18 protein-coding genes and 1 pseudogene are annotated in these 22,551 nt (G+C 47.8%); 7 read left to right on the top strand and 12 right to left on the bottom strand.

All coding sequences use genetic code 11. The annotated features are described in order from the left end of the window. Positions 1-14 precede the first annotated feature (14 nt). Positions 15-1,622: an ABC transporter substrate-binding protein gene (locus DXZ20_RS21605; protein ID WP_250566169.1), complete on the top strand. Its 1,608-nt coding sequence runs from the start codon at positions 15-17 to the stop codon at positions 1,620-1,622. A gap of 150 nt (positions 1,623-1,772) precedes the next feature. Here the strand turns inward: DXZ20_RS21605 and DXZ20_RS21600 are convergent, their stop codons facing one another. Then, positions 1,773-2,057 carry a DUF3288 family protein gene (locus DXZ20_RS21600; RefSeq protein ID WP_006519017.1) on the bottom strand — a complete coding sequence of 95 codons (285 nt, stop codon included), beginning with the start codon at positions 2,055-2,057 and terminating at the stop codon, positions 1,773-1,775. Between the two features lie 243 nt (positions 2,058-2,300). On the opposite strand from DXZ20_RS21600, the gene larE reads away from it, so the two are divergent. Further along, a complete protein-coding gene (gene larE, locus DXZ20_RS21595; RefSeq protein ID WP_163700612.1) occupies positions 2,301-3,119 on the top strand; it encodes an ATP-dependent sacrificial sulfur transferase LarE in 819 nt (272 codons plus the stop codon). 214 nt (positions 3,120-3,333) lie between these two features. Here larE and fusA read toward each other — a convergent pair whose 3' ends face one another. After that, positions 3,334-5,421 (bottom strand): elongation factor G, encoded by a 2,088-nt coding sequence (gene fusA / locus DXZ20_RS21590; protein ID WP_163700609.1) that lies wholly within the window; start codon positions 5,419-5,421, stop codon positions 3,334-3,336. A 502-nt stretch (positions 5,422-5,923) separates the two neighbouring features. On the opposite strand from fusA, the gene DXZ20_RS21585 reads away from it, so the two are divergent. Further along, on the top strand, positions 5,924-6,208 hold the full coding sequence (locus tag DXZ20_RS21585) for a hypothetical protein (RefSeq protein WP_006519020.1): 285 nt from the start codon (positions 5,924-5,926) through the stop codon (positions 6,206-6,208). Here DXZ20_RS21585 and DXZ20_RS21580 read toward each other — a convergent pair. Then, positions 6,183-6,947, bottom strand: a complete 765-nt coding sequence (locus DXZ20_RS21580; protein ID WP_163700606.1) for a DUF429 domain-containing protein — start codon at positions 6,945-6,947, stop codon at positions 6,183-6,185. The genes DXZ20_RS21585 and DXZ20_RS21580 overlap by 26 nt on opposite strands. A gap of 387 nt (positions 6,948-7,334) precedes the next feature. Here DXZ20_RS21580 and DXZ20_RS21575 point away from each other — a divergent pair, with 387 nt between their 5' ends. Beyond that, entirely contained in the window at positions 7,335-8,474 is a 1,140-nt protein-coding gene (locus DXZ20_RS21575) for an adenylate/guanylate cyclase domain-containing protein (RefSeq protein WP_250565869.1), read from the top strand. A gap of 2 nt (positions 8,475-8,476) precedes the next feature. On the opposite strand, the gene DXZ20_RS21570 is transcribed toward DXZ20_RS21575, so the two are convergent. From DXZ20_RS21570 to DXZ20_RS21555, 4 genes are all read right to left on the bottom strand, one after another. After that, positions 8,477-8,830: a slr1659 superfamily regulator gene (locus DXZ20_RS21570; protein ID WP_163659420.1), complete on the bottom strand. Its 354-nt coding sequence runs from the start codon at positions 8,828-8,830 to the stop codon at positions 8,477-8,479. Between the two features lie 71 nt (positions 8,831-8,901). After that, entirely contained in the window at positions 8,902-9,498 is a 597-nt protein-coding gene (locus tag DXZ20_RS21565; RefSeq protein ID WP_250564656.1) for a slr1658 family protein, read from the bottom strand. An 88-nt stretch (positions 9,499-9,586) separates the two neighbouring features. Further along, on the bottom strand, positions 9,587-9,901 hold the full coding sequence (locus DXZ20_RS21560) for a hypothetical protein (protein WP_250565868.1): 315 nt from the start codon (positions 9,899-9,901) through the stop codon (positions 9,587-9,589). A 97-nt stretch (positions 9,902-9,998) separates the two neighbouring features. Further along, the gene (locus DXZ20_RS21555; RefSeq protein ID WP_163700603.1) at positions 9,999-11,708 is read right to left on the bottom strand and encodes a PP2C family protein-serine/threonine phosphatase; all 1,710 of its coding nucleotides are present in this window, start codon (positions 11,706-11,708) and stop codon (positions 9,999-10,001) included. 710 nt (positions 11,709-12,418) lie between these two features. Here DXZ20_RS21555 and DXZ20_RS21550 point away from each other — a divergent pair. Then, positions 12,419-14,143, top strand: coding sequence for a cation:proton antiporter (locus tag DXZ20_RS21550; RefSeq protein ID WP_163700600.1), 1,725 nt, complete (start codon positions 12,419-12,421; stop codon positions 14,141-14,143). On the opposite strand, the gene DXZ20_RS21545 is transcribed toward DXZ20_RS21550, so the two are convergent. The 5 genes from DXZ20_RS21545 to DXZ20_RS21525 form a co-directional block, all read right to left on the bottom strand. Then, the gene (locus DXZ20_RS21545; protein ID WP_163700597.1) at positions 14,116-16,035 is read right to left on the bottom strand and encodes a putative bifunctional diguanylate cyclase/phosphodiesterase; all 1,920 of its coding nucleotides are present in this window, start codon (positions 16,033-16,035) and stop codon (positions 14,116-14,118) included. The two genes, DXZ20_RS21550 and DXZ20_RS21545, sit on opposite strands and share 28 nt — an antisense overlap. A 155-nt stretch (positions 16,036-16,190) precedes the next feature. Beyond that, a complete protein-coding gene (locus DXZ20_RS21540; protein ID WP_163700594.1) occupies positions 16,191-17,195 on the bottom strand; it encodes a sensor histidine kinase in 1,005 nt (334 codons plus the stop codon). A gap of 69 nt (positions 17,196-17,264) precedes the next feature. Continuing rightward, positions 17,265-17,870 (bottom strand): L-threonylcarbamoyladenylate synthase, encoded by a 606-nt coding sequence (locus DXZ20_RS21535; RefSeq protein WP_163700591.1) that lies wholly within the window; start codon positions 17,868-17,870, stop codon positions 17,265-17,267. A gap of 378 nt (positions 17,871-18,248) precedes the next feature. Continuing rightward, the gene (gene murQ / locus DXZ20_RS21530) at positions 18,249-19,166 is read right to left on the bottom strand and encodes an N-acetylmuramic acid 6-phosphate etherase (RefSeq protein WP_163659414.1); all 918 of its coding nucleotides are present in this window, start codon (positions 19,164-19,166) and stop codon (positions 18,249-18,251) included. Positions 19,167-19,341: 175 nt separating this feature from the next. Further along, positions 19,342-19,740 (bottom strand): DUF3110 domain-containing protein, encoded by a 399-nt coding sequence (locus DXZ20_RS21525; protein ID WP_163700589.1) that lies wholly within the window; start codon positions 19,738-19,740, stop codon positions 19,342-19,344. 254 nt (positions 19,741-19,994) lie between these two features. On the opposite strand from DXZ20_RS21525, the gene DXZ20_RS21520 reads away from it, so the two are divergent. Both DXZ20_RS21520 and DXZ20_RS21515 read left to right on the top strand, forming a co-directional pair. Next, positions 19,995-21,377, top strand: a complete 1,383-nt coding sequence (locus tag DXZ20_RS21520; protein ID WP_163700586.1) for an NCS2 family permease — start codon at positions 19,995-19,997, stop codon at positions 21,375-21,377. Between the two features lie 172 nt (positions 21,378-21,549). Continuing rightward, positions 21,550-22,551: pseudogene (locus tag DXZ20_RS21515) on the top strand (hypothetical protein); the annotation flags it as partial.

Here is a 22,551-nt window from a genome sequence, read left to right as displayed (position 1 = left end):
AACAAAAAAACGCTATGATATCACTGTCTAGTCAGTCTCACTATTTAAATAGTCTCTCTTCTCCACAGGGAATACGCAACAGTTTTTCTTCACCCTGTACTGTTTGTGGCAGTTTTCATTCCGCTCAAGATCACTGGAATTTAATGGCAGACATCGAAATGCCGCAGAATCCAGCTGACTTGATCGATGACTTGGTAAAGATGCGGGTTTATCAGCCAACTGCCATTGAGGCAGCTGATTCCATCACCCAGGCAGAGCTGCGGACAGCTTTATTTATTAGCATGGTGGGCCAAGGCAAACCAAAACGAGAGCGGTTGGTGAGAGATTTGATCAAATTAGCTGGCGGTCTCGACCAGGCATTTAGTGCTGCGTTTGGCCCCAAAGCTGGTGAGTTTTTTACTGATGCTAAACGCATGAGTCAGGTGACTCGACGCAAATTTCTACAGAACATTGCCGTGGGGGCTGCCCTTGTCAGTTTAGCTAACTGTGGCTCAGCCACGGAAGTGGCTGAAGAACCTGCAGATAGTCCAGCGGTAGAAGATTTAGAAAAATCTAAACTGAAGGTCGCATTTCTTCCAATTACTTGTTCAACACCCATCATTATGTCGAAACCATTGGGTTTCTATAAGAAGTATGGGCTCGATGTAGAGTTAATTAAGTATTACAGTTGGTCGGTAGTAAGAGATGCAGCCATCGCAGGGGAACTGGATGCTTATCACATGCTGGCTCCTATGCCCATTGCCATGTCTCTTGGTTTAGGTTCAGCGCCCTTTCCGGTGAGGCTCGCCAGCATTGAGAACAATAATGGTCAGGCCATTGCCGTCGCTAAAAAACACATGGGCCAGATCAACGGACCGGAAGACTTTAGGGGCATGAGTATTGGCATTCCCTATGATTTTTCCAATCATAATTTGCTGATACGCTATTACTTGGCTACTGGCGGACTGGATCCGGACAAAGATGTCAATCTGTTGATTTTGCCACCACCGGATGCGATCGCAAAACTGGCTTCCGGACAAATCGACGCCTTCATTTTGCCCGATAACTTTACCCAACGGATCGTGCAAGACGACATCGGCTTTATTCACCTGCTTAGCAAAGATTTGTGGGACGGCCATCCCTGCTGTGCCTTTGTTGCTACTCAAAAGTGGATTAATGGTCATCCCAAAACGTTTCGGGCCTTGAACAAGGCCATTATCGACGGGGCCAACTATGCCAATGACCCTGTCAATCGTAAAGAAATTGCAGCGACCATTGCTCCACAAGAATATCTCAATCAACCATTACCGGTTCTAGAAGCCGTCATGACTGGGCAGTTTGAAGATGGGCAAGGAAACTCCTTTGATATTCCAGATCGCATTTGCTTTGATCCCTATCCTTGGAAGAGTTTTGCAAGTTGGATTACGACCCAACTCGTACGTTGGAATTATGTACCGACTGATAAACCCACTACAGGTGTAGAAGATTTCTTTTTAACTGATTTAGCAAGAGAACTTGCACTAGAGTTAGGAGTGGATGCACCAGAGGAATTATCTCGAATTGAAAAGATGAAATTCGGCGATTTTGACCCAGCCCAAGCAGAGACCTATCTGAAACAACAAATTGATACGTTTGGTGTATAGAGAACGTGATCACACTTAAAATTGTTGTATTCACACGAGCCTAAAGACAAGACAAATAATCATTATCAATAGATTGCCCTGAGCGTTCTTTCAGTTTCCCAATTGAGAGAACGCTCAGAGTTTTATTACATAATCGATACTGATGTGGCCTTAGCTCCAATCCTCCTTTTTTGTCCGCTGCGCTTTATACAGCATTTCAGTCTGATGAATCTCACGGGTTTTGGCCATTAGGTCATCTTCCGTTAGCGACCAGTTTGCCAACACGTTATCTAAATCCTGCTGAATATCCCGTGCCCCTGGAAATCCGTCATAGCGAATGCGCAATCGGGCTAGCTCAATTAAGTTAAAGTCTGTCGCTTCACCATTGAGCAGATTAGTCACAATCTCGCGATCTGCCTTGTACTGGGGATGGGTAAGTTCTTTTTTTTCGGCCATGGGGAGCTACAGGTACTGATTCAGCCAGGCTAATGGTAACCCAGGTGAGCACTTAAAATAGCGTATCAGTCCAATGCTCTAATGTTAGAACATCAAGATTTCAATGGTAATCATAAAAAGGTATGTAATGGAATCTGCACTTGTTGTGGAAAATCAGTCCATTATCGCTTATTAAATCTTAGTGATTTCGTTAGGCTAGGCATAGTGCCCCCTATGGACGAGCCTAACTTCAGATTGCAGACTATGACGATTACCCAAAAACTCTATCAGCTCCAGTCGATATTTTATGCAATGGATCGAGCCCTGATTGCTTACTCCGGCGGTATTGACAGCACACTGGTAGCCAGGATCGCCCACGATGTTCTCGGATCCCAAGCCCTCGCCGTCACGGCTGATTCTCCGTCACTCATGTTCGAAGACCTGGAAGCGGCAAAAAGTCAGGCAGTCTTTATGGGGCTGAATCATCGCATTGTCCAAACCCACGAAATGGACAACCCCAACTACACCAGTAACCCCACCAATCGCTGCTACTTTTGCAAAAGCGAGCTGCACGACACTCTGAAACCACTGGCGATGGCTGAAGACTATCCTTATGTTGTAGATGGTCTCAACGCCGATGACCTGCAAGACTATCGCCCTGGTATCCAGGCTGCTAAAGAACGGGGCGTACGCTCTCCCTTAGCAGAGGTCGGGATCAGTAAATTAGACGTTCGGGAAATCTCAAAGTATCTGGGCCTGCCTTGGTGGGATAAACCATCGCAGCCCTGCTTAAGCTCACGATTTCCCTATGGTGAGCTGATCACCACCGAAAAACTACACCGCGTCGGTCAGTGCGAACGCTATCTGCGCCAACTGGGTATACGTAATCTGCGGGTTCGGTCTGATGGGGAGACAGCACGCATTGAATTACCGCCTGACGGCATCAAAGACTTTGTTGCCACAGTGGATCTAAACACCCTGGTGACTGCTTTTCAAGAGTATGGCTTCACCTATGTCACCCTAGATTTAGAAGGGTATAAAAGCGGGAAATTAAATCGCGTTTTGGCGAAAACCGTGGTTTAACAAGCCAAAACTGTCTGGTGGATGTCTAGCCATACTAATACTCTGTGGCGTAAGCTTATCCACTATCAAATGTGTACGAGTCGATGGGTCGATGGGTGGATACAATCGCTGCTAAATTTCTGCCATCGGTTACTAGACAATAAAAAACCTCGGCTAGCAACTAGCCGAGGTTGACTCATTCATTGTTCAACAAGAGGGCTTTGAGTCTCTAAACCTAAGCCGCTACACCCTGACGCTCTTTAGCTTCCTTGATCACCTCTTCAGCAACGTTCTTAGGACAAGGCGCATACTTTTCGAAGGACATGGAGAACTGGCCACGACCAGACGTCATCGTACGCAGGTCGCCGATGTAGCCAAACATCTCACTTAGGGGCACATCGGCCTTGATGCGCACACCAGTGGCACCGACGTCTTGGCCGAGGATCATGCCGCGACGACGGTTGAGGTCACCGATTACATCACCGACATAATCCTCAGGGGCAAATACGTCCACCTTCATGATCGGCTCTAGAATCTGAGGACCGGCTTTAATGAAGGACTGACGATAGCCTGCCTTAGCAGCAATTTCGAATGCGATCGCACTGGAGTCAACCGGGTGGAAACCACCATCAGTCAGGGTCACCTTCAGATCCACCACAGGGAACCCGGCTAGCATCCCCTTATCCATACTGGCCGCAAAGCCTTTCTCCACAGCAGGCCAGAATTCACGAGGCACATTACCACCGGTTACCTTAGACGCAAACTCAAAGCCAGCACCAGCCTCATTGGGTTCAATGATGTAGTCAATCTTGCCGTATTGACCTGAACCACCGGACTGCTTCTTGTGGGTATAGCTGTCTTGTAGCACCTTAGTGATGGACTCGCGGTAGGCTACCTGAGGCTTACCAACTTCCACTTCGATACCGTGGGTACGCTTCAGAATATCCACCTTAATGTCCAGGTGCAGCTCACCCATACCCTTCAGAATGATTTCGCCGCTTTCTTGATCAGTCTCCACCTGGAAAGAGGGATCTTCTTGAACCATTTTGCTCAGGGCAATACCCATCTTCTCAGATTCACCCTTCTTCTTAGCTTCAACTGCGATAGAAATCACAGGGTCGGGGAAGACCATAGGTTCTAGCGTAGCTGGATTCTTGGGGTCGCACAGGGTATGACCAGTTTGTACGGTCTTCATACCCAGTAGCGCCACAATGTCACCCGCTTGAGCTGCAGCCATCTCCTGTCGGTCATCAGCATGCATTTCAACAATGCGGCTAACGCGCTCGTTCTTGCCAGTAGCTGTATTCAAGATAGTGTCACCCTTCTTGACGGTACCGGAGTAAATCCGGGCAAATGTCAGAGCGCCAAAGCGGTCGTCCATAATCTTAAACGCCAGCGCGCGCAAAGGCTTTTCAGGATCAACGTAAGCCAGCTCGCCAGTCTCATTACCTTCGAGATCAACCTCAGGCTGAGGCTTCACTTCAGTTGGGGCCGGCAGGTAATCAACAACCGCATCCAGCACCAGCTGTACACCCTTGTTCTTAAAGGAAGAACCACAGTAAGTGGGGAAGAAAGCTAACTCACGAGTGCCCTTGCGAATACAGGCTTTAATCTCATCAATGGAGATATCTTCACCTTCGAGATACTTCTCCATGATGTCGTCGTCTTGCTCAACAGCCGCCTCGACTAGCTTCTCGCGCCACTCGGCGACGTCATCGACCATATCAGCAGGGACATCCTTGACCTCATAGTTCATCGGCTCACCAGAATCATCCCAAATCCAGGCTTTCTCAGTGAGCAAATCAACCACACCAACGAAGTCATTCTCAATGCCGATGGGCAGCACCATCACCAAAGGATTAGCCGCCAGCACGTTCTTAACCTGGTCTACTACGCGGTAAAAATCAGCACCGGTCCGGTCTAGCTTGTTGACGTAGATAATACGGGCTACCTCAGAGTCGTTAGCATAGCGCCAGTTCGTTTCAGATTGAGGTTCTACACCACCTGAGCCGCAAAATACACCGATACCGCCATCTAGTACCTTCAGGGAACGATATACCTCAATAGTGAAGTCAACGTGACCAGGGGTGTCAATAATATTGAGCTGATGTTCGTTCCAGAAACAGGAGGTGGCAGCAGACTGAATCGTAATGCCTCGCTCTTTTTCCTGGTCCATAAAGTCGGTGGTCGCTGCACCGTCATGTACCTCACCGATCTTGTGTACCTTACCGGTCAAATTCAAGATCCGCTCAGTGGTGGTGGTCTTACCCGCGTCTACGTGGGCAAAAATGCCAATATTTCGATAAGTGCTGAGATCTTTCATGGGTATTATCTAGGGTTTAACTACGTCTCCAAACAGTTTTTGACCACCTTTAGGACCGTTTCAGGACCATTCAGAGCTAAAGCAGACTTGCCAAGCAGGGGGCACAGACGCCCCAAGCAATAGATATATTACTTCAAAATTATTCACATTCCCTGAATTCTTAGGACAGAGAAGTCTAAGAATCCAGAGAATGTGAATAACGTATAGCTGCTGATAGATAGATAGGACCATGTTATCAACTTAACCAGTGCAATGGTATGCATGCGCATAGGGATAACCGATCTGTCACCCGGCATTAGTTCACTTCGTTTTATCAGGGGGCATCCATGCCTGACATGGGCAAAAAAAAGGCCACTATAAAGTGACCTTTAAGAGATTCGATAAATAAAATGGGTCCCGCGACTTGCTGGGCGTAAACTCCTCAATCTGCTGCAATCTAGGTTCCTTGATGAATCTAGATTGCCCACAATTGAATAAGAACTCCCTAATCCGCCAACCTCCCATGACAGTTCCCCATCATTCGCCTAATTCATCTGATGTACTTCTATGGCTATGTCATGTCCGAAAGTTTTGCTTCACTCCGGAACGCGGCCATCATTGGGCATCATTTTTTGCCACCATCCCAGCGAGTTCTAAACAAATGATTCGGGAAAATCTGAGTCACGAACAGGAGGTACAGATTTGGGATATCTACAACTACAATCGCGTCAACCGCTGTGCCCTGGCAGAGCATTATTGCTATGATCGGGCGGCGGATCCATTTAACTGCCACCAATTGGAGCTGTAGTAAGTTTGTAATTGCGTACATCGTAGGCCATCGGCACAACGATATAGCCTGAGGCTAAACTGCCCAGCACCTGGTTACGAGCATGGCCCCAATACCACCAGTGGGCGGCTCCATAGGCACAGACAATACTGTCAAGCTGATCTTCCACCGCTTTCAAGGCCAACCCTCCCTTAGGTATGGCAGGGAGCGTATCCACCATTAAGCGCGGTGTATGGTGAGGCAAATGCTGCAAAATTAAGGACCGGAGTCGGTAAAGTTGTTGACGTCGCTGAGCAACACGACCTTTTTTATATTTAAGAATATGCGACAGCCCAAAAAGATGCACCATGGCTGGGTGAGGAAAAAACTCGATCTGATAACGACCAGATTGCCTGGGTTTTAGAGTTGGTGCATGGAGGAAGCCTTGCTCAGTTAACGCCTCACCAAAGGCCACGAGTTGAGTGGCAAATGCAGACGCCTGATTCGCTGGGTAACAACCGGCATGATATTTACCAAAGTGTTTGTGAGCTAGACGATCCGGTTCACGCATTCCCGTTGGGTTCGGAATAATTGTCGGCGCATCCACAGCCACCATCGCGGGGACCGGTGTTGGCGCATGTTGATGCAGCCAGGCCAAGACATCGCCATGGGTAGTCATTCGATCAAGAATACTTAAAGAGAGGCAATCATTTTCCCAGTGCAGGCAGCAAACACCACTCGGTCCCGTTTGCCAACCCAAATCAACGCCCAAAAAAATCATAAATTGCTGAAGATGTCCATGCTTGGCTAAGGGCTGACAACATCAACTAACCACGTTGTTGCCTGATGATACCGGATCTGATTCTGAGAGCTAGGAACATCTAGATGTAGAGTCCGCAAAGTTACGGAGATACTTCTATATCTTATCTCCAATCAGAACCATAATGGTCGTGGAGATTACAGTTCACATTGGCCCTTCATTTGAGATGGTTGCTGAAAGCTCCTGTGGTGTCTTTACCTTGCCAGTCATTCAATCCATCGTCCGTCCGACATGAAACTCGAGTCATCCATAGCCAACACCTGTACTCACAGCTCAAAGGACGCCGAGCTCATTGAACTACGTATACATAATGAAAAGCTCAGGGCAGACAATAGCGATCTGCAATCAATGATAGATATTGTCACAGAGCATTCGACCATTTTAGAGAACGCGTTAGAAACGCAGAACCAAGAAATGGCGGATTACATTGAGCAGGTCAAACAGATTACGGCAGCGGCCATTACGGTCCAAAATAATACCTTCACTCCCCACAGTCTTACAGCAACGGCCCTGCGCGGTGATGAACTCGGTAACCTGGCTCGGGTATTTTCAGAAACGGTACAGTCTGTGAAACGCCAAGAACAAAAACTTATTGAAACGAATGCCCATCTCTCAGATCTTTTGGAGTCTTATAGTCGCTTTATCCCTCCAGAATATTTAACGTTTCTTCAGCGAGATAGTATTCTCGACATCAAGCTGGGAGATCATGTGAGTAAAGAGATGGCGATTATGTTCTCTGACATTCGTGCCTTTACCACCCTCTCTGAGCAAATGACGCCCCAAGAGAATTTTGATTTTGTTAATGCCTATTTGCGCCGCATTAGTCCAGAAATTCGCAAGCACAATGGCTTCATTGTTAAATATCTAGGTGACGGCATGATGGCCGTTTTTCCCGATGGCGTTGATGATGCATTGCAGGCAGGCATTGCCAAAGTCAATCAGATCAGAACCTATAATCAGCATCGCCTTACTGAAGGCTATCCACCACTGACGGTGGGTATTGGTTTACATGCTGGCCACATGATGGTCGGTATGGTGGGGGAGACAAATCGCATGCAGGCCGATGCCGTGTCTGACAATGTTAATCTAACAGCTCGTTTAGAAGGTTTGACCAAATACTACGGAGTATCGCTGTTAATTTCAGAAGATGTGATGCTCAAGCTAGAGCAACCCAATAAGTATTCGGTGCGACTGATAGACCGCATCGTTGTCAAAGGTCGCCAAGAGCCCATCACCATCTATGAGGTGCTCAATGCAGACATAAATTCGGTCCGTAAATTGAAGCTAGAAACCCTGCCAATGTATCAACAGGGACGACACTTCTATCAAGAAGGTGACTGGGCAAAAGCCATGGCCTGCTTTGAAGCTGTTCTAAAGATCAATCCCATTGATAAAACAGTTCAGTTTTATCTAGAACGTATTCAGCAGATGGCTCAGCAACCAATGCCCAAGCACTGGAATGGTGTCTGGGCATTTACCGAGAAATAAGATCACTCCAAAACAATTTCTAAACTAGGCAACAGTCGCTTTAAGTTCTTGAGAGACTTTCCCTGCCAGGGAGTGTCTTCACTGCCCACAACCATCATATTCACTGTTTTAGCTGAGCGAACACGAATAACAAATTTGGAAATCATACTGATACCAGAGCTATTGAGGAATTTTAAGTCCCTGAGTTCGAGGGTAATTAGCTCAGGTTCTCGTTGGAGCAATTCTCCCATCAGTTCATCAATGGGGGCATAGGCATCTGGGCCACTCAGTCTTAGAGAACCGTGAAATTTAATAGTCGCCGTTTGGTTGTCGCACTGGACTTTGTAGCTTTCCCCTTCAATCGTGTGAATCCCCATAGTATTTATTCCTTGTTGTCCGTCATAGGTAATCATTGATATCAGATACTTTTTATAGTTAGAGAGCGCTATCAAACTGTGAGCTGCGCCATCGTCGTCACTGTAAAATTTGCTGATTGGTATTCAGATGGCCTAAATTTCCAACCTAAATGGGCCTGGTAGTCATTTTGAATTGTGATAAACCCCATGCCAGAACCAGGGATGGAGGTGTCAGTGGCACTGCGCTCAAGCTGACGCAGATAAAAGTCATCAGGATCTGAACCAAGAAAATCTTGAATAAAGCGTTGTAGTCTGGTTGCGCCATCAAATGAAAGACCATTGCTAACGGATAGAACAATGGTTGAAGGTATCCCTTGCAATAAGTGCAAGCTAAATTTAATCGGCTCTTCTGAGGGTTCATAGTTGAATTTCATCGCATTTTCCAGAAGCTCATTGGCAATGTAGTTGATGGCTGCTTTGATTTCTGTTTGTCGCCGTTTATGTTGACTATTAGCGTCATAGATAGGCAAAAATGTAGTCAAATAATCAGCAACAAAATCAGCGGAAATACCATTGTTACGCCACCGTTGTTGCACAGTCAGCGATGTCGGAGAAAAGCCTAATTCTAAATACTCATGGTGAGTTTTCGGTATATTGTCCTTAAACTCACCAAAGATTTTGGTCATCATAGTTAAGCTCTAGTTTCATTAAATGTCGTCTTTTAGATAGAGGGCATATTCCACTCATTGTATTCAGCAGAACTAGCCATTTTTGCGATTACCGGTTATGGGCCACCACAGTTCCTGTCAGCCATAGTAATAAGGACAACACGTGGACGGGTAAAAATAGCCAGAGGTTCAGCTCATGCCATTTACCCTCGTGTACATCTTCGAGCCAATCTGTTCGGCGCACGGCCACTTGCAAAACGTCACCTGTAGCTGCAGCTACCTGGGTTTTTAATTCGCCATGATCTTGTAAAAAGATACCGGTGGCAATAATAAAGATCATGGGAATAGAAATTGCGATCGCAATCCACCGATGAGATAAACGATGCCACCGGGCAACCCGCTTATTGAATGACGCTGAAGACATAGGATATTCTTTAAATTAAAGGAAGAGATTCATTCGTTCACACCGTGGATCGCTGACGTAGAGTGACTATTTCTACAACTCAGCCAAAACTTAAACATTAGGCCAGATTCACCGTCGCCATGGTTGGCCGTTTCAACACCAGCAGGGTGATATCGTCAAAAACTTTGTGGGTGCCAATGTGGGTTTGCACATCCTGAATCACCCGTCTGCGAATCTCTTCCGCAGGTAAGTGCCAATGGAGTTGGACCAACTCACATAGCCGTGGCAATCCATAATGAGTTCCGTCACTATTCTCAGCTTCGGTAATCCCATCGGTGTAAAGAACAATACCGTCACCAGGGTCAAGGTTGATGTGAGTTTGATCAATAAACTCAGAAATGTCGGACTCTAACCCCAATGGAAACCCTAAATCAATGGTGTCAATACGCTCTAAACCACCATCTTTACGAACAATGATCACCTCTTCATGCTGCCCCGTTAGACTGACCTTACCGCCACTGTAATCCAACAGTGACAACGTCATATTGCGTTCGGAGTTCATCCGTTGCACATTGGCATAGATCGTTTGATTCAGGGTCTTTAGCACTTTTGCAGAATCTGACTCACCGTGGAGTAACAGTGTGCGCACTGCTGTTTGAGCCATGAGCATCAGCATGCCACTTTCAAGACCATGGCCGGTAACATCGCCAATACCAATTTGTGTCCGACCATTAAATTGCAACACATCGAAGTAGTCACCGCCAAATTCTTCCGCAGGCTCCATAAATGTGGCAATATCCAGCTGATGAATTTGTTTAAGTTCTTTCTCCTTAGGCAGGATCAGCGCTTGCAGCTGTCGGCTAACCTCCAGCTCCGCTGACATTCTTACATTTTCAGCGGCCAGCTTCTGATTCAAATGCATAATCTGAGTATTTGCAGACGCTAGCTGCGCCGTCCGTTCTTGAACTCTCTTCTCCAGCGTGCGGCTATAGTCCCCAATCAGGCTAGACAGTTTTTCATAGGTATCCACCATGTAGCCAATCTCATCGTATCGCTTGCCCTCAAGCGGTTGATAGATCGTTGTGGTGGTACCAAACTCGGTATGCTCTCGGGTATCGGTACTCAAACGGGCTTGACGACTTTCATCGAGAAACGTGGTGAACCGACTAATGCGACGCATAGGATCGGTGACAGCAAATGCTAAGATTCCAGAGCACACCAGAATAAATACGATCAGTCCCCCGGTGCTAATCAACAATACCGTTCTGATGTGGCTTTGATTATTTGCTGTGAGTGTTTGTCGGTCGAGGTCAATCTGCTTCAATACATGGGTGAGTTCTTCGCCCACCTCTCCCCCTTCGCCCCGCACGTACTGATCACCTGCCCGCGGGTCTTGCGTTTGCTTAAAGATTTGGACACCTTCCGTATAGGTATCCATTAGCAATGCATGGTTTTTCAATAACTGCTCTAAATCTTTACGGTAGGGCTCTGCCAATGGATACTGCAACACGTTATTCGTCTGCTGCTCAATCTTGACCGTCATGTCGTTGACACGGTCTAAATACTTGGCCAAGTCTTCTGAATTATGGCCACGCAGAAATAAATTTTTTCGATCTTTCGCCTGACGATTGAAATAATCATTGATGATCTCAACTTCACGGTTCAGTTCATCAAACTCCAGGGTGGAACGATGAATGCTTTCAACGCTATTGGCAACGTAGTAAACGGCTGATGATAAGGCCGCAATCAAAAAGAATGCATAACCCCCCAAAAGCCACAGGGTTTTATGGAGGACACTGTTTCTTTGAAGGCGATTAAATGGGGCCATTTGAAATGTTCGCTAGCTAGAAAAATGCGCCTAGGGTGTGAGTTTTGATCGCTGTCTCAAATGATTTCCGTAGCGCCTGTAGACATTATTCACGTCCCAAGCTCTCCTTAGAGCCACTATCTTATTCTTGGTTAGCTTCTTGGTTAGCTGTCAGCTGATTATGGGCCAGGTAGGACTTTAGTCCCGAATTGTTGAAACCATTAACAATTCAGATACAGAATTCATTCAGTTGTCCGTAGACAATGCACGCAAACTGTTGTGAATACTTCTATGATGTCAGTCGTCTTCGCCCGCAGAAATCCTCAAGAATTCAGATTTATTCAGCAAAAAAATCAAGTTTATTCAATTCTTGTAATTTTTTGTTGTTCCTAATCCTGAAAAGGTTGACAACTGAATTACTGATTCAGAGGGTGAATTGATCACTAGAATTACTCTATATCCAGTTCAGATTCAATCCTCCTGAAGATCAGCAACGCCAACATTCTCCATAGGGTGAAGATTGTGAGTTTTTCTAAAAATTAGAGTTACAAAATTAAGACGATTGGCAGATGGGCACCAGAGAGTTATTCAGGCCAAGTGTCTTGATTTCCGCATCTTCATCAAATTTTCTCAAGCATGAGCTTGCCCATATCCGATATTTATCAAGGCCTAATCAATTACACTTCAATACAGTAAATCTGGGAGATTCGACCAGATATTAAGGATGCATAATGGCAGTAAACAGCGGATTTATCTTAGATTTAACAGTAACCTTAGGAGCCTCTGCCTCTGGGGGGTACATTGCTAGTCGCATGCGCCAGCCAGTACTGTTGGGCTATTTACTCTCAGGTCTAGTGATTGGTCCCTTGGGGCTGCAACTGATCAGCGATGCAGATGCTATTCAGAGTCTGGCTGAACTGGGGGTTGCTTTTTTATTATTTTCCTTGGGTGTACAGTTCTCTCTAGCGGAACTTAATCGTGTTCGCAATGTCGCGCTCCAGGGCAGTTTGTTACAAATTGGTCTGACAACAGCTGCGGTAGCCACCATTAGCAGCTTACTGGGTTGGGCAAATTCTTGGGTGCAGGGCATTTTTCTGGGCACAGTCCTCTCTCTATCCTCCACAGCCGTTGTTCTTAAAACCCTCACGGAGCGAGGAGAAACCAACACTCGCCACGGTCAAATTATGCTGGCAATTTTGATTGCTCAGGATTTGGCGCTTGGGGTCATGCTAGCCATTGTGCCCTCCCTTAATTCTCAGGGATCAATACTGCTGGTACTCGGTCTAGCTTTGCTCAAGGTGGGTATTTTTATTGGAGTTGCGATCGCAGCTGGCTATGGGCTTGTGCCCCGTATGATCCGTGCCGTTGCCCGTACCGAAAGTGCAGAATTGTTCCTGCTCACCCTGCTGGCCCTGTGCCTGAGCGTGGCACTCGTCACCGCGCGTCTAGGCCTCTCCATTGAAATTGGCGCATTTGCTGCCGGATTGATGATCGCGGAAATCGACTACGCCGACCACGCCCTCAGCCGATTTTTGCCCCTGCGAGATACCTTTGCCTGCCTGTTTTTTACCTCCATCGGCATGCTGATCGACCCGCAGATTTTGATCCAAAATGCCGGGGTGATATTAGGACTCGTAGCTCTGGTGATGGTAGGTAAAGCCTTAATTGTGCTCCCTGTGGTGCTATCCTTCGGCTATTCATTTAAAACAGCGCTACGTAGCAGCCTGGGTATCAATCAAATTGGAGAATTCTCATTTGTATTAGTCCTTGTGGGTCTAGAGAACAATCTGATTTCAGAACAAACCTACCTGCTATTGTTAGGAACAACTGCTATCACCCTGGTATTTACACCTATTTTATTTAAGTCTGCAACACCCATTGCTGAAACTCTACTTAAATCCCCACGCATCAGACCGTTTCTAAGCATTTGGGAATCTCCCCAGGAGATGTGGGTTGAGGAAGATCTTACCAACCATATTGTGGTAGCTGGTTATGGTCGGGTCGGACAGGTCGTCGTCAACATTTTGCAGCAGCAGGGGCACTACCCAGTTTTAATCATTGAGAACAACGAAGCGGCCATCCAAACCCTGCGGCACCACAAGATGCACTATATCCTCGGCGATGCTGACTCAGAACAGATCTTAGAAAAGGCGCATTTGGATAAAGCCATTGCCCTGGCGATTACCCTGCCAGACCCGGCGAGCACCCGGCTATTGTTGAAGCGTTCCTTAGCCATTAATCCCACTCTTGACGTGATCGCCCGCGCCCATGTCACCGCTGAAATCGATAGCTTGACCCAGGCAGGAGCCCGAGAAGTCGTACAACCTGAGTTTGAAGCGGCCCTTGAACTAGGCTCTCACCTACTTAAAATTTTAGGCAATGCCCCTATGGATATTCAGAGCACCATGGAGGCCATTCGACACAACCGCTATTTAAGTATTCGTGGCGGCAGATAAGGTAAGGGAGGTGAAAACCAATACCCTTGCCCATGGGTACAACCCAGGTTGACAAGCTGTTGAGCTTGCCATTCTGTCTCGATGCCTTCAGCGACAACATCCAGCTTCAACACTTGAGCCAGTTGCACAATGGCCTCGACAATCTTGAGATTATCAGAATCAGACTCCATATCCTTAATAAATGCCCGGTCAATCTTCAAGGTGTCAACCGGTAACTGCTTAAGATAGCTCAGGGATGAATACCCCGTCCCAAAATCATCAATACTAATTTGAATTCCCCAATGTCTAAGCCGAGCCAGGGTTGCTAGCACTGGCTGTGGATCACCGATGAGGAGGTTTTCTGTAATTTCAAATTTAAACCAAGCAGGTTGAGCCTGCGTCTGTTGCAGAACATCATAAATCTGTTGGGCGAACTGCTCACCCTGTAAATGACGCACTGAAAAGTTCACACTGACAAAAGGAACAGGTTTGGAGGGATTCTCCTGATGCCATTGGCTCAGCTGCTCACATACTTTGTAAAACGTCCAGTTGCCCAGCTGAGAAATTAGATCGCTTTCCTCCGCCAGTGGAATAAAATCGGCAGGTGACATAAAGTCAGATGTGCCCTCAGGCTGCCAGCGGACTAAGGCCTCATACCCTTCCACAGGAGCCGCTGCCGAGGCTGAGGTCAACGCCACAATGGGCTGATAGTAAATCTGTAGCTGCTGTTGCCTCAACGCCTGGCGAAGCTTACCTTCTAGAGTCAAACGATGGAGCGCCTGCGTATGCATTTCAGGTTGAAAAACACGCCAGCCTTGGGGCTTTTGCTTGGCCTGCAGCAAGGCTAGGGAGCCATCCCGTAACATGTGTTCACCATTGCCATAGCTGGAATCCACCAGCACAATACCCACATTGGCATTCACCGTGACTTCATAATTACCCAGCTCAATGGGGGTCGCTAACCGCCTTTGTAGACGCTGGACCAATGGAATAATCTCGTTTTTATCCGCTAACGTTGGCAACAGAATCGCAAATTGATCATCCGCTAGACGTACGGTAAAACTGCTGTCAGAAACAATTTCTGTGATCCGATTAGCGATTTCAATCAACAGCCGATCGCCCTGTAAGTGACCCAGGGTGTCGTTAATGGCTTTAAAGCGATCGCAAGCCAACATCAGCAGTATCGACCATTCATAGGGCTGTCTGGCCTGCACCGTCTCTTCCAAACGTTTCAGTAGCAGCGTGCGATTTGGCAATCCCGTTAACGAGTCATACAATGCCAGGTGCATTAATTTTTCCTGAGCTTGCCGCCGCTGTTGGATTTCTGCCTGCAAGGCTTGATTGGTAGTGTGTAACTCTTGGGTACGCTCTAAAACCCGCTGTTCCAACTCCTGATTATTTTTATGAATCTGCATTTCAGCAATTTCATATTGCTGAAGAATAATGCGTAGCTTTTGATTTTGAGTTTTAAGCGTTTGTCTAAGATGCCGTAGTTCTAGCTGATGCTCAATGCGTACAAGCACTTCAGCGATTTGAAACGGCTTTGTAATGTAGTCTACGCCGCCTACGGAAAATGCCTTTAACTTTTCCAGCACATTATCCATAGCACTCATAAAAATGATGGGAATATCAGCTGTTATGGCATCACTGTGGAGATGGCGGCAAACGGCAAACCCATCCAGGTCAGGCATCCGGATATCAAGCAAAATAAGATCGGGTAGCTCAGTGGCAATATCCATAATTGCCATAGCCCCGCTTACAGCATTACGAACACTGTATCCAGCCTCAGACAGCGCTGAAGACAGCAGTCGTAGATTGCTGGGAAGATCATCAACAATCAAAATCTTGGATGCACGGTGCTCTTTTTGAGGCACAGCCATCTTAGGAATATCAGAGTTTTGAATAGGGGGCAAAAGACTTACACCGTTGTTGTCGTATAGTTGTTCTTTGTAAAAACCCAGCCTGCCCTTCTATAGCTATGAAGATAATCTCAGGTTACAACAGTAACTCTGCATAACCCATAGCTAACGCTCATAACTCTATACTAGCCTTAAGTGTTGTTCCAAACCTAGATACTTGCCGGTAGCTTTACAGTAATTATAGGAGCTTCTGCTGCTGCCGGTAAAATCAGTTCCCCATGGAGAGCTTTGACCATTTCTTGGGCAATGGCCAGGGTTAGCCCTGTGGAAAGATAAACCGATGAGAGATTACTCAAATCAACTTCACGACCGTAGAGAGAGGTATCTAGCCTGACACATAACTCATTGGCTGGGCGCTCGGCCTCTAACCTGATCAAGATAGACTCCCCTTCAGCCACTGCATCCAGGGTGATATGGCCGAGTTTTGTGGATGTAATAGCATCATCCAGCAAGCTAATGAGCATCATCTGTAGCCACTTTAAATCACTCAATACGGAAAGATCGGTAGGTTTGAAGGCAAGACGAAGATTACTATTCGCTGCTTGCAGATGGGTTAACTCTTCTAATGTTTTAAATAGGGTTTTTAGGGGTAAGGGTTCCAGGGTTGGAACTTCACGCCCAATATCGAGTTTGGATGCTGCGATGATCGTATCAAACAGCTGTAAAACCTTATAGGCAGCTTCTTTGGCCTCAGCCGTAAATTGTTTTTCCTCTTCAGGAGTTTCACACAGCCCTTCTAGAATCAACTGGTGCAAACCAATGACACTATTAATGGGCGATCGCAACTCATGGGCAGTCCGTGCCAAAAAGCCACTTTTAAACCGTTCTAACTGGCTGAGACGCTCATAGGCGAGGGCTTGGGGATCATCGGTAGGCGTTCCTTGAATAGCCGAAGGCTGCGGAGAGGGGGGATCGTCTGGGGGGGTAGGCTCTACGGGAGCTAACTCATTAGTAGGGTTAGTGGGGACCTCAACAGCAGGCGGCTCCTGAGGAGCAAGATCGGTCGCAGCTGGAGAACCCGTAGAGGACCGAGAAGCAGTAAAGGCGGTAGGGGCAGGGGCAATACTGTCAGACTGACGCGTTCGGCGCAGGCTGGTGGTAATGGTTCCACCGAAAAAGCCAATGCCAATGAGTACTGCTGTTTGCCAATCCATAGGAATCTTTATGTAGAAATACTTTGGTAATTAGAAATAAGGTCAGAGCGCATCCCCATTACTTATACTCTACAAATATACGGTTCCCTGACGTATAGTCTGCCAATGGTCAGATTGCCAGAAAGCAACGGTGGAGGGTAATCCAGACGGAGCGGGAATGACGATGTCAGGTCCCAAAGGTTCCACCAAGGTCTGTAACGCTTGGTCGTTTAGACCATAAACGTGAGGGAACTGGGCCAGCACTTCATCCAAGCTCGCCAGGGTCGTTTGCCCAGATAGATTTGCACTGGTAGTTGCCAAAGGCCCTGTCAAGGCCAGTATTTGGCGAGCGATGGGATGGTCGGGCACGCGGACACCAATGGTATCTGGCGTTTTGGGATGCATCACCAACGGGACCTTCGATGTGGAAGGGACCACCAGGGTGAGTTGTCCTGGCCAATAGCGCTCAGTCATAGTCTGCCACTGAGCCACCTCCATAGTGACATAGGGCCACAAATCAGCTGCGCTGGTCCCCATAAGTATTAGAGACTTCTCTAGACTGCGCTGCTTGAGCTCATAGAGTTTGTCACTATGGTCAGGTGTTACGGCTAAACCCCACACGGTATCGGTAGGTAAGGCTACAATACTGCCGGATCGAGCTGCTGCAACATAATCTTGTAAGGGGGTATAGGGCATAGGTGACACCGGTTCTTAGTTCTTAGTTCTGAATGGTAGTTCTCTAGCACAGAGGAGGATGGCAGTCTTTGAACTTTAGATAGATTTTCAGGAATTGGTATAACAAGTTGAGAGGGTGGGTAGAGAAGACAACGGGGAAAATACGGATCTTCTAGGTCACTCATTAAACTCTTCTCTCCAAAATAGGAACTGAGGGGACTGCACAACAATAAAGTCCAGTTTGGAGTTATAGATGGTTGGATGAGTGACGGGGTAATGGGGTGATTATTTAAGCACAAGCGCCTTAATCGATTTAGACGGAAGAATTTTATAAGATGTCTGGTGTCTTTGTAGGGGCGGACGGCAGTACGCCCTGAGGAATATAAATTAATTTCATTGTTACTCTGGACGTGCCATAAGTGCCTGTCGTAGATTGCCATTATTTTGATCTAACGCCGCTTGAGCCGCGTCTTTATCCAAATCAGCCCAGTGCATTAACAAAGCAAGTTTTACCTTTTGATCACTTTTGCCCAAAAGAGTATCGGCTTCGTCACGGGATAGATCTGTCAGAGCAGAAATAATGCGCAGAGCCCGGTCATGGAGCTTGGTATTCGTAACCGATACATCGACCATGCGATTGCCGTAGACTTTGCCCAGTTTCACCATCACCCCGGTCGACAAAATATTTAGGGCCATTTTGGTGACGGTGCCCGACTTTAGGCGGGTGGAGCCTGCCAATACTTCAGGCCCTACCGGTAACCGCAAATCGATATCCACATCAATATCCACCTGCTCCGCTGGTACACAGGCCATAAAAATTGTGGTAGCTCCCCTGAGCTTGGCTTCTTCAAGCGCACCATGTACATAGGGTGTGGTTCCACCAGCCGTAATCCCTACCACTACATCAAGGGCAGAAATTTGGTGGGTCGCCATCGCTGCTGCCCCATCAGCAGGCAAGTCTTCTAGGGCTTCTGAGCTGCGCAGCAAAGCTGGTGGTCCCCCGGCCAAAATTCCCTGCACCATCTTGGGCGGTGTGCAAAATGTTGGTGGACATTCAGCCGCATCCAACACGCCCAAACGCCCGCTGGTGCCAGCACCTATATAGAACAGACGACCGCCGTCCCGTAGCGACTCTGCCGTGCGGTCAATGGCCATCGCTAGCATGGGCGCTGCTTCTGCGATCGCATCCACTGTCCGCTGATCTTCCTGATTAAACACCTGCACCATTTCCAGCGTTGACAGCTGGTCCAGGTTCTGACTATTGGGGTTAATCTGCTCGGTGAGAAGGTAGCTGCGATCGTTAATGGTGTCAGGCATGGGACAGAGGGGAATGGGGAATGGGCAGTGGGGCCAGGCAGTTTAACTGCCTGGCCCCGGACTAAAGCTCAGAACTTAACTTCGATAGATTACAAGGATTTCGCCCAAGTGATAACACCCACCTTCCACCAATCAACCCCTAGCTCAAGCACGTCCCCCATTCCCTACTCCCTCCTCAAAGCAACTTCTCCAACTGCTGTCGAATCCGATCCAACTCCTTCTGGGACATATCCTGAGCTGATGTGCCTGAATCAGCTGGCTGCACTTGCTCTTCGGGGCGGGTGTCTGGGTCCCAGTCCTTTGTTTCCAGGTTTTGCTCTGGGGGCATGACCAGCGTGCCAGTTTCCACATGCTTCGCTTCGTAGTTTGCACCGCGACAAAACTCTTCGATTTCTTCCGACTCAAACCCTTCCACACTACAGGGCGGAAAGTCTTGTGCCTCTAGCAAACCACCAAAGCGTACAGCATCGTCTTCGGCTTCAAACATCAGCACGATGTTGCGATCGCCCACCTTCAGAGAGTGAATTCCCTCATTTTCAGTACGAGCATTAAACAGAACCACATAAACACGCATGGCTATTCTCAGGGCTTGAAGGTTTGTTAGTTATCTTATCAGCACCATAAAACCCTATCTTCAAGCTTTTCCCCCTAACTGACTGAGCGTAGTCGAGGTCAGCTATAGCACCTGCGCGTCTGAGAAGCAACCAATGAGTTTTCAATTCTTTTCCAAATAAAAAATAAATGTTACATCCATCGTATCCGTAACCACCTAGACAGACGATAGAAACCTTAGGCACTTCACTGGAAATAGCTACGCACTTAACCGCTATGTCTAATCAATCGGGCAATATTCAACAATCGTCTGGCCTGGCAGGGGCCATCGCTAACTTTTTTAACTTCGATGCCCTGGGCACCGATCTACCTACGGAAATTTTGGCTGGGGCAACGACGTTTGTCACCATGGCCTACATTCTCATCGTCAACCCGGCAATTTTGTCGGAGGCTGTTTTTCTCAATGGGTCAGGAGACTTATTTGGGGAGCTGGTCATGGCAACGGGGATATCAGCTGCGATCGCAACCCTGATCATGGGTCTTTACGCCAAACTTCCCTTTGCTCTGGCTCCTGGCATGGGCATCAATGCTTTCTTTGCCTTCAGTGTTGTGCTAGGCATGGGTGTGGACTGGCGTGTGGCCCTGGCTGCTGTCTTTATTGAGGGGATTATCTTTATTATTCTCACCCTCACCAATGTGCGCAACAAGATTGTTGCCGCTATTCCCGATGCGGTGAAGCATGCAACAACAGCCGGTATTGGTTTGTTTATTGCCTACATTGCCCTTAAGGGGGCAGGCATTGTTGCCCCCTCTGAAGCCACATTGACCACCCTTGGAAACCTCAGATCACCCCAAGCAGCCATGACACTGCTGGGGTTGGGCATCACTGCATTTCTGTTCTCTCGCCGAGTGACGGGTGCCTTGTTATGGGGAATCATTGGCACTGCTTTATTGGCCTGGTTGTTTGGCGTTGCCCCCTGGCCCGAAGGCGTGGTTGCCATTCCTGCTGCCCCCACCCATCTCTTTGGTCAAGCCTTTGTGGGTATCGGTGAGCTGTTTAGGCTCAACTTTTTAGAAATGGTCAGCATTGTCTTTGTCTTTTTGTTTGTTGACCTATTTGACACCATTGGTACCCTAACCGGCTTGGGCTCAAAAGCAGGCTATATCAACAATGAAGGTGCATTTCCCGGCGTTGAAAAAGCCTTTATGGCTGATGCTGTGGGCACCACCGCTGGTTCTATTTTGGGTACCTCTACTGTGACGACCTACATTGAGTCTGCATCAGGCATTTCTGAAGGGGGACGCAGTGGCTTTACTGCCGTTGTTGTGGCAGCTTTCTTCTTAGTGGCCCTATTGTTTATACCTCTCTTCTCCGGCATCCCCGCCTTTGCCACAGCGCCTGCATTGATTATGGTGGGTGTGATGATGATGTCTGGGGCAAGGGCAATTGATTGGGAGGATCCAGCGGCTGCGATCGCGGCATTCCTAACCATCATTATGATGCCCCTGGCTTACTCCATTGCCGAAGGTCTGGCCATGGGCCTAATCGCCTATCCCTTAGTCAAAGCATTCCAGGGCAAAGCAAGAGAAACCACCATCGGCATGTGGATCCTAGCCGCAATCTTTATTCTCCGCTACATCTTTGTAGCCGGCGGTTAAGGGAAAGATCCATTTAAGGTCAGTCCCCCCTTCTCCCCCCAGGGAGTAAGGGGTTGGGGGATGAGGGCTAATCTTACGGTCAGATAGCCTGATCGTTGCTGATCGCCGACAGGGCCTATACGATCAATAAATCCCACAAATCAGCAACGACAAATCTAAAGGACTTCTCCTTATGCGCGGTTGGCAGATGGTCATTTCCGGAATACTTGCCCTCACCTGTGGCTTCAGCACCGTCAGCTGCACCACCACAGCCATTGAAGCAACTGAGTCCCGCATTACCTTCGAAGGCGATACACCAGCCTGGGCCGATTCCGCCAGCTCTGTGATGACAGAACTAGAACAGTGGCGTGGCCTCAGCTTTAAGGAAAATTTAGTCGTTACCTTTCAGCCCCAGAACGATCCGGGGCTCAATGGCTGGTATAACTCCGAAACCAAACAGCTCGTTGTCACCACATCAGGCTCTGATGAGCTGGGGCGTGGCGTCATGCTCCACGAGATGTTTCATGCCCTGCAGGATCAGCACTTTGACCTCTACAATCTACATCTCCAAAGCCAGGACAACTCTGACTACGATCAGGCTGTCACTGCCGTCATTGAAGGCGAAGCGATGCTGGCCGTCAGCGAGCTGCTGAACTATGACTTCCTTGCCCACGCTAAACTGCCCCCCGAAGGTCCCATTAATGACCGGCTCTTTGAGAATATTTTTCTTTATGGCGCTGGTCTCAAATTTATTAAGGCTGTGCGCGATCAAGGGGGCTGGGAAGCAGTAGATGCAGTCTTTGCTGATCCCCCCCAGGCGACTACGCTGATTTTGAATCCACAACGCTATTTGGCCGGAGAGCGGACGGTTGAACCAACGGAAATTCCTCTGGAAACAGGTGAAACTCTAGATAGCAAGACTATCCGTGGTGAATATGCCATACGTCTCATGCTGGCCCAACGGCCTGAAACACGTCATCTGGTAGACAGTATGGACAACAGCTATGTGACAGACACGCTGGGAGTGCTTACGAACAGCGAGGGTGATAGGGTCCATCGCTGGGTGATTGAACTCAATGGTCAGGAGACTTCTGAGGCATTAGCCCAAGGCATTAAGACTGTGTTAGCCGGAGAGCTAGGAGAAGAGCCTTTGATGGAGTTGTTGCCGAATGGTAATCTGAGGTATCTCTTAGAG

This window comes from Adonisia turfae CCMR0081, assembly GCF_011009555.1.
GTDB lineage: Bacteria > Cyanobacteriota > Cyanobacteriia > Phormidesmidales > Phormidesmidaceae > Leptothoe > Leptothoe turfae.
Note: the sequence above shows the minus strand (reverse complement) of the source record. Positions and strands in the feature narration are given on the sequence as shown.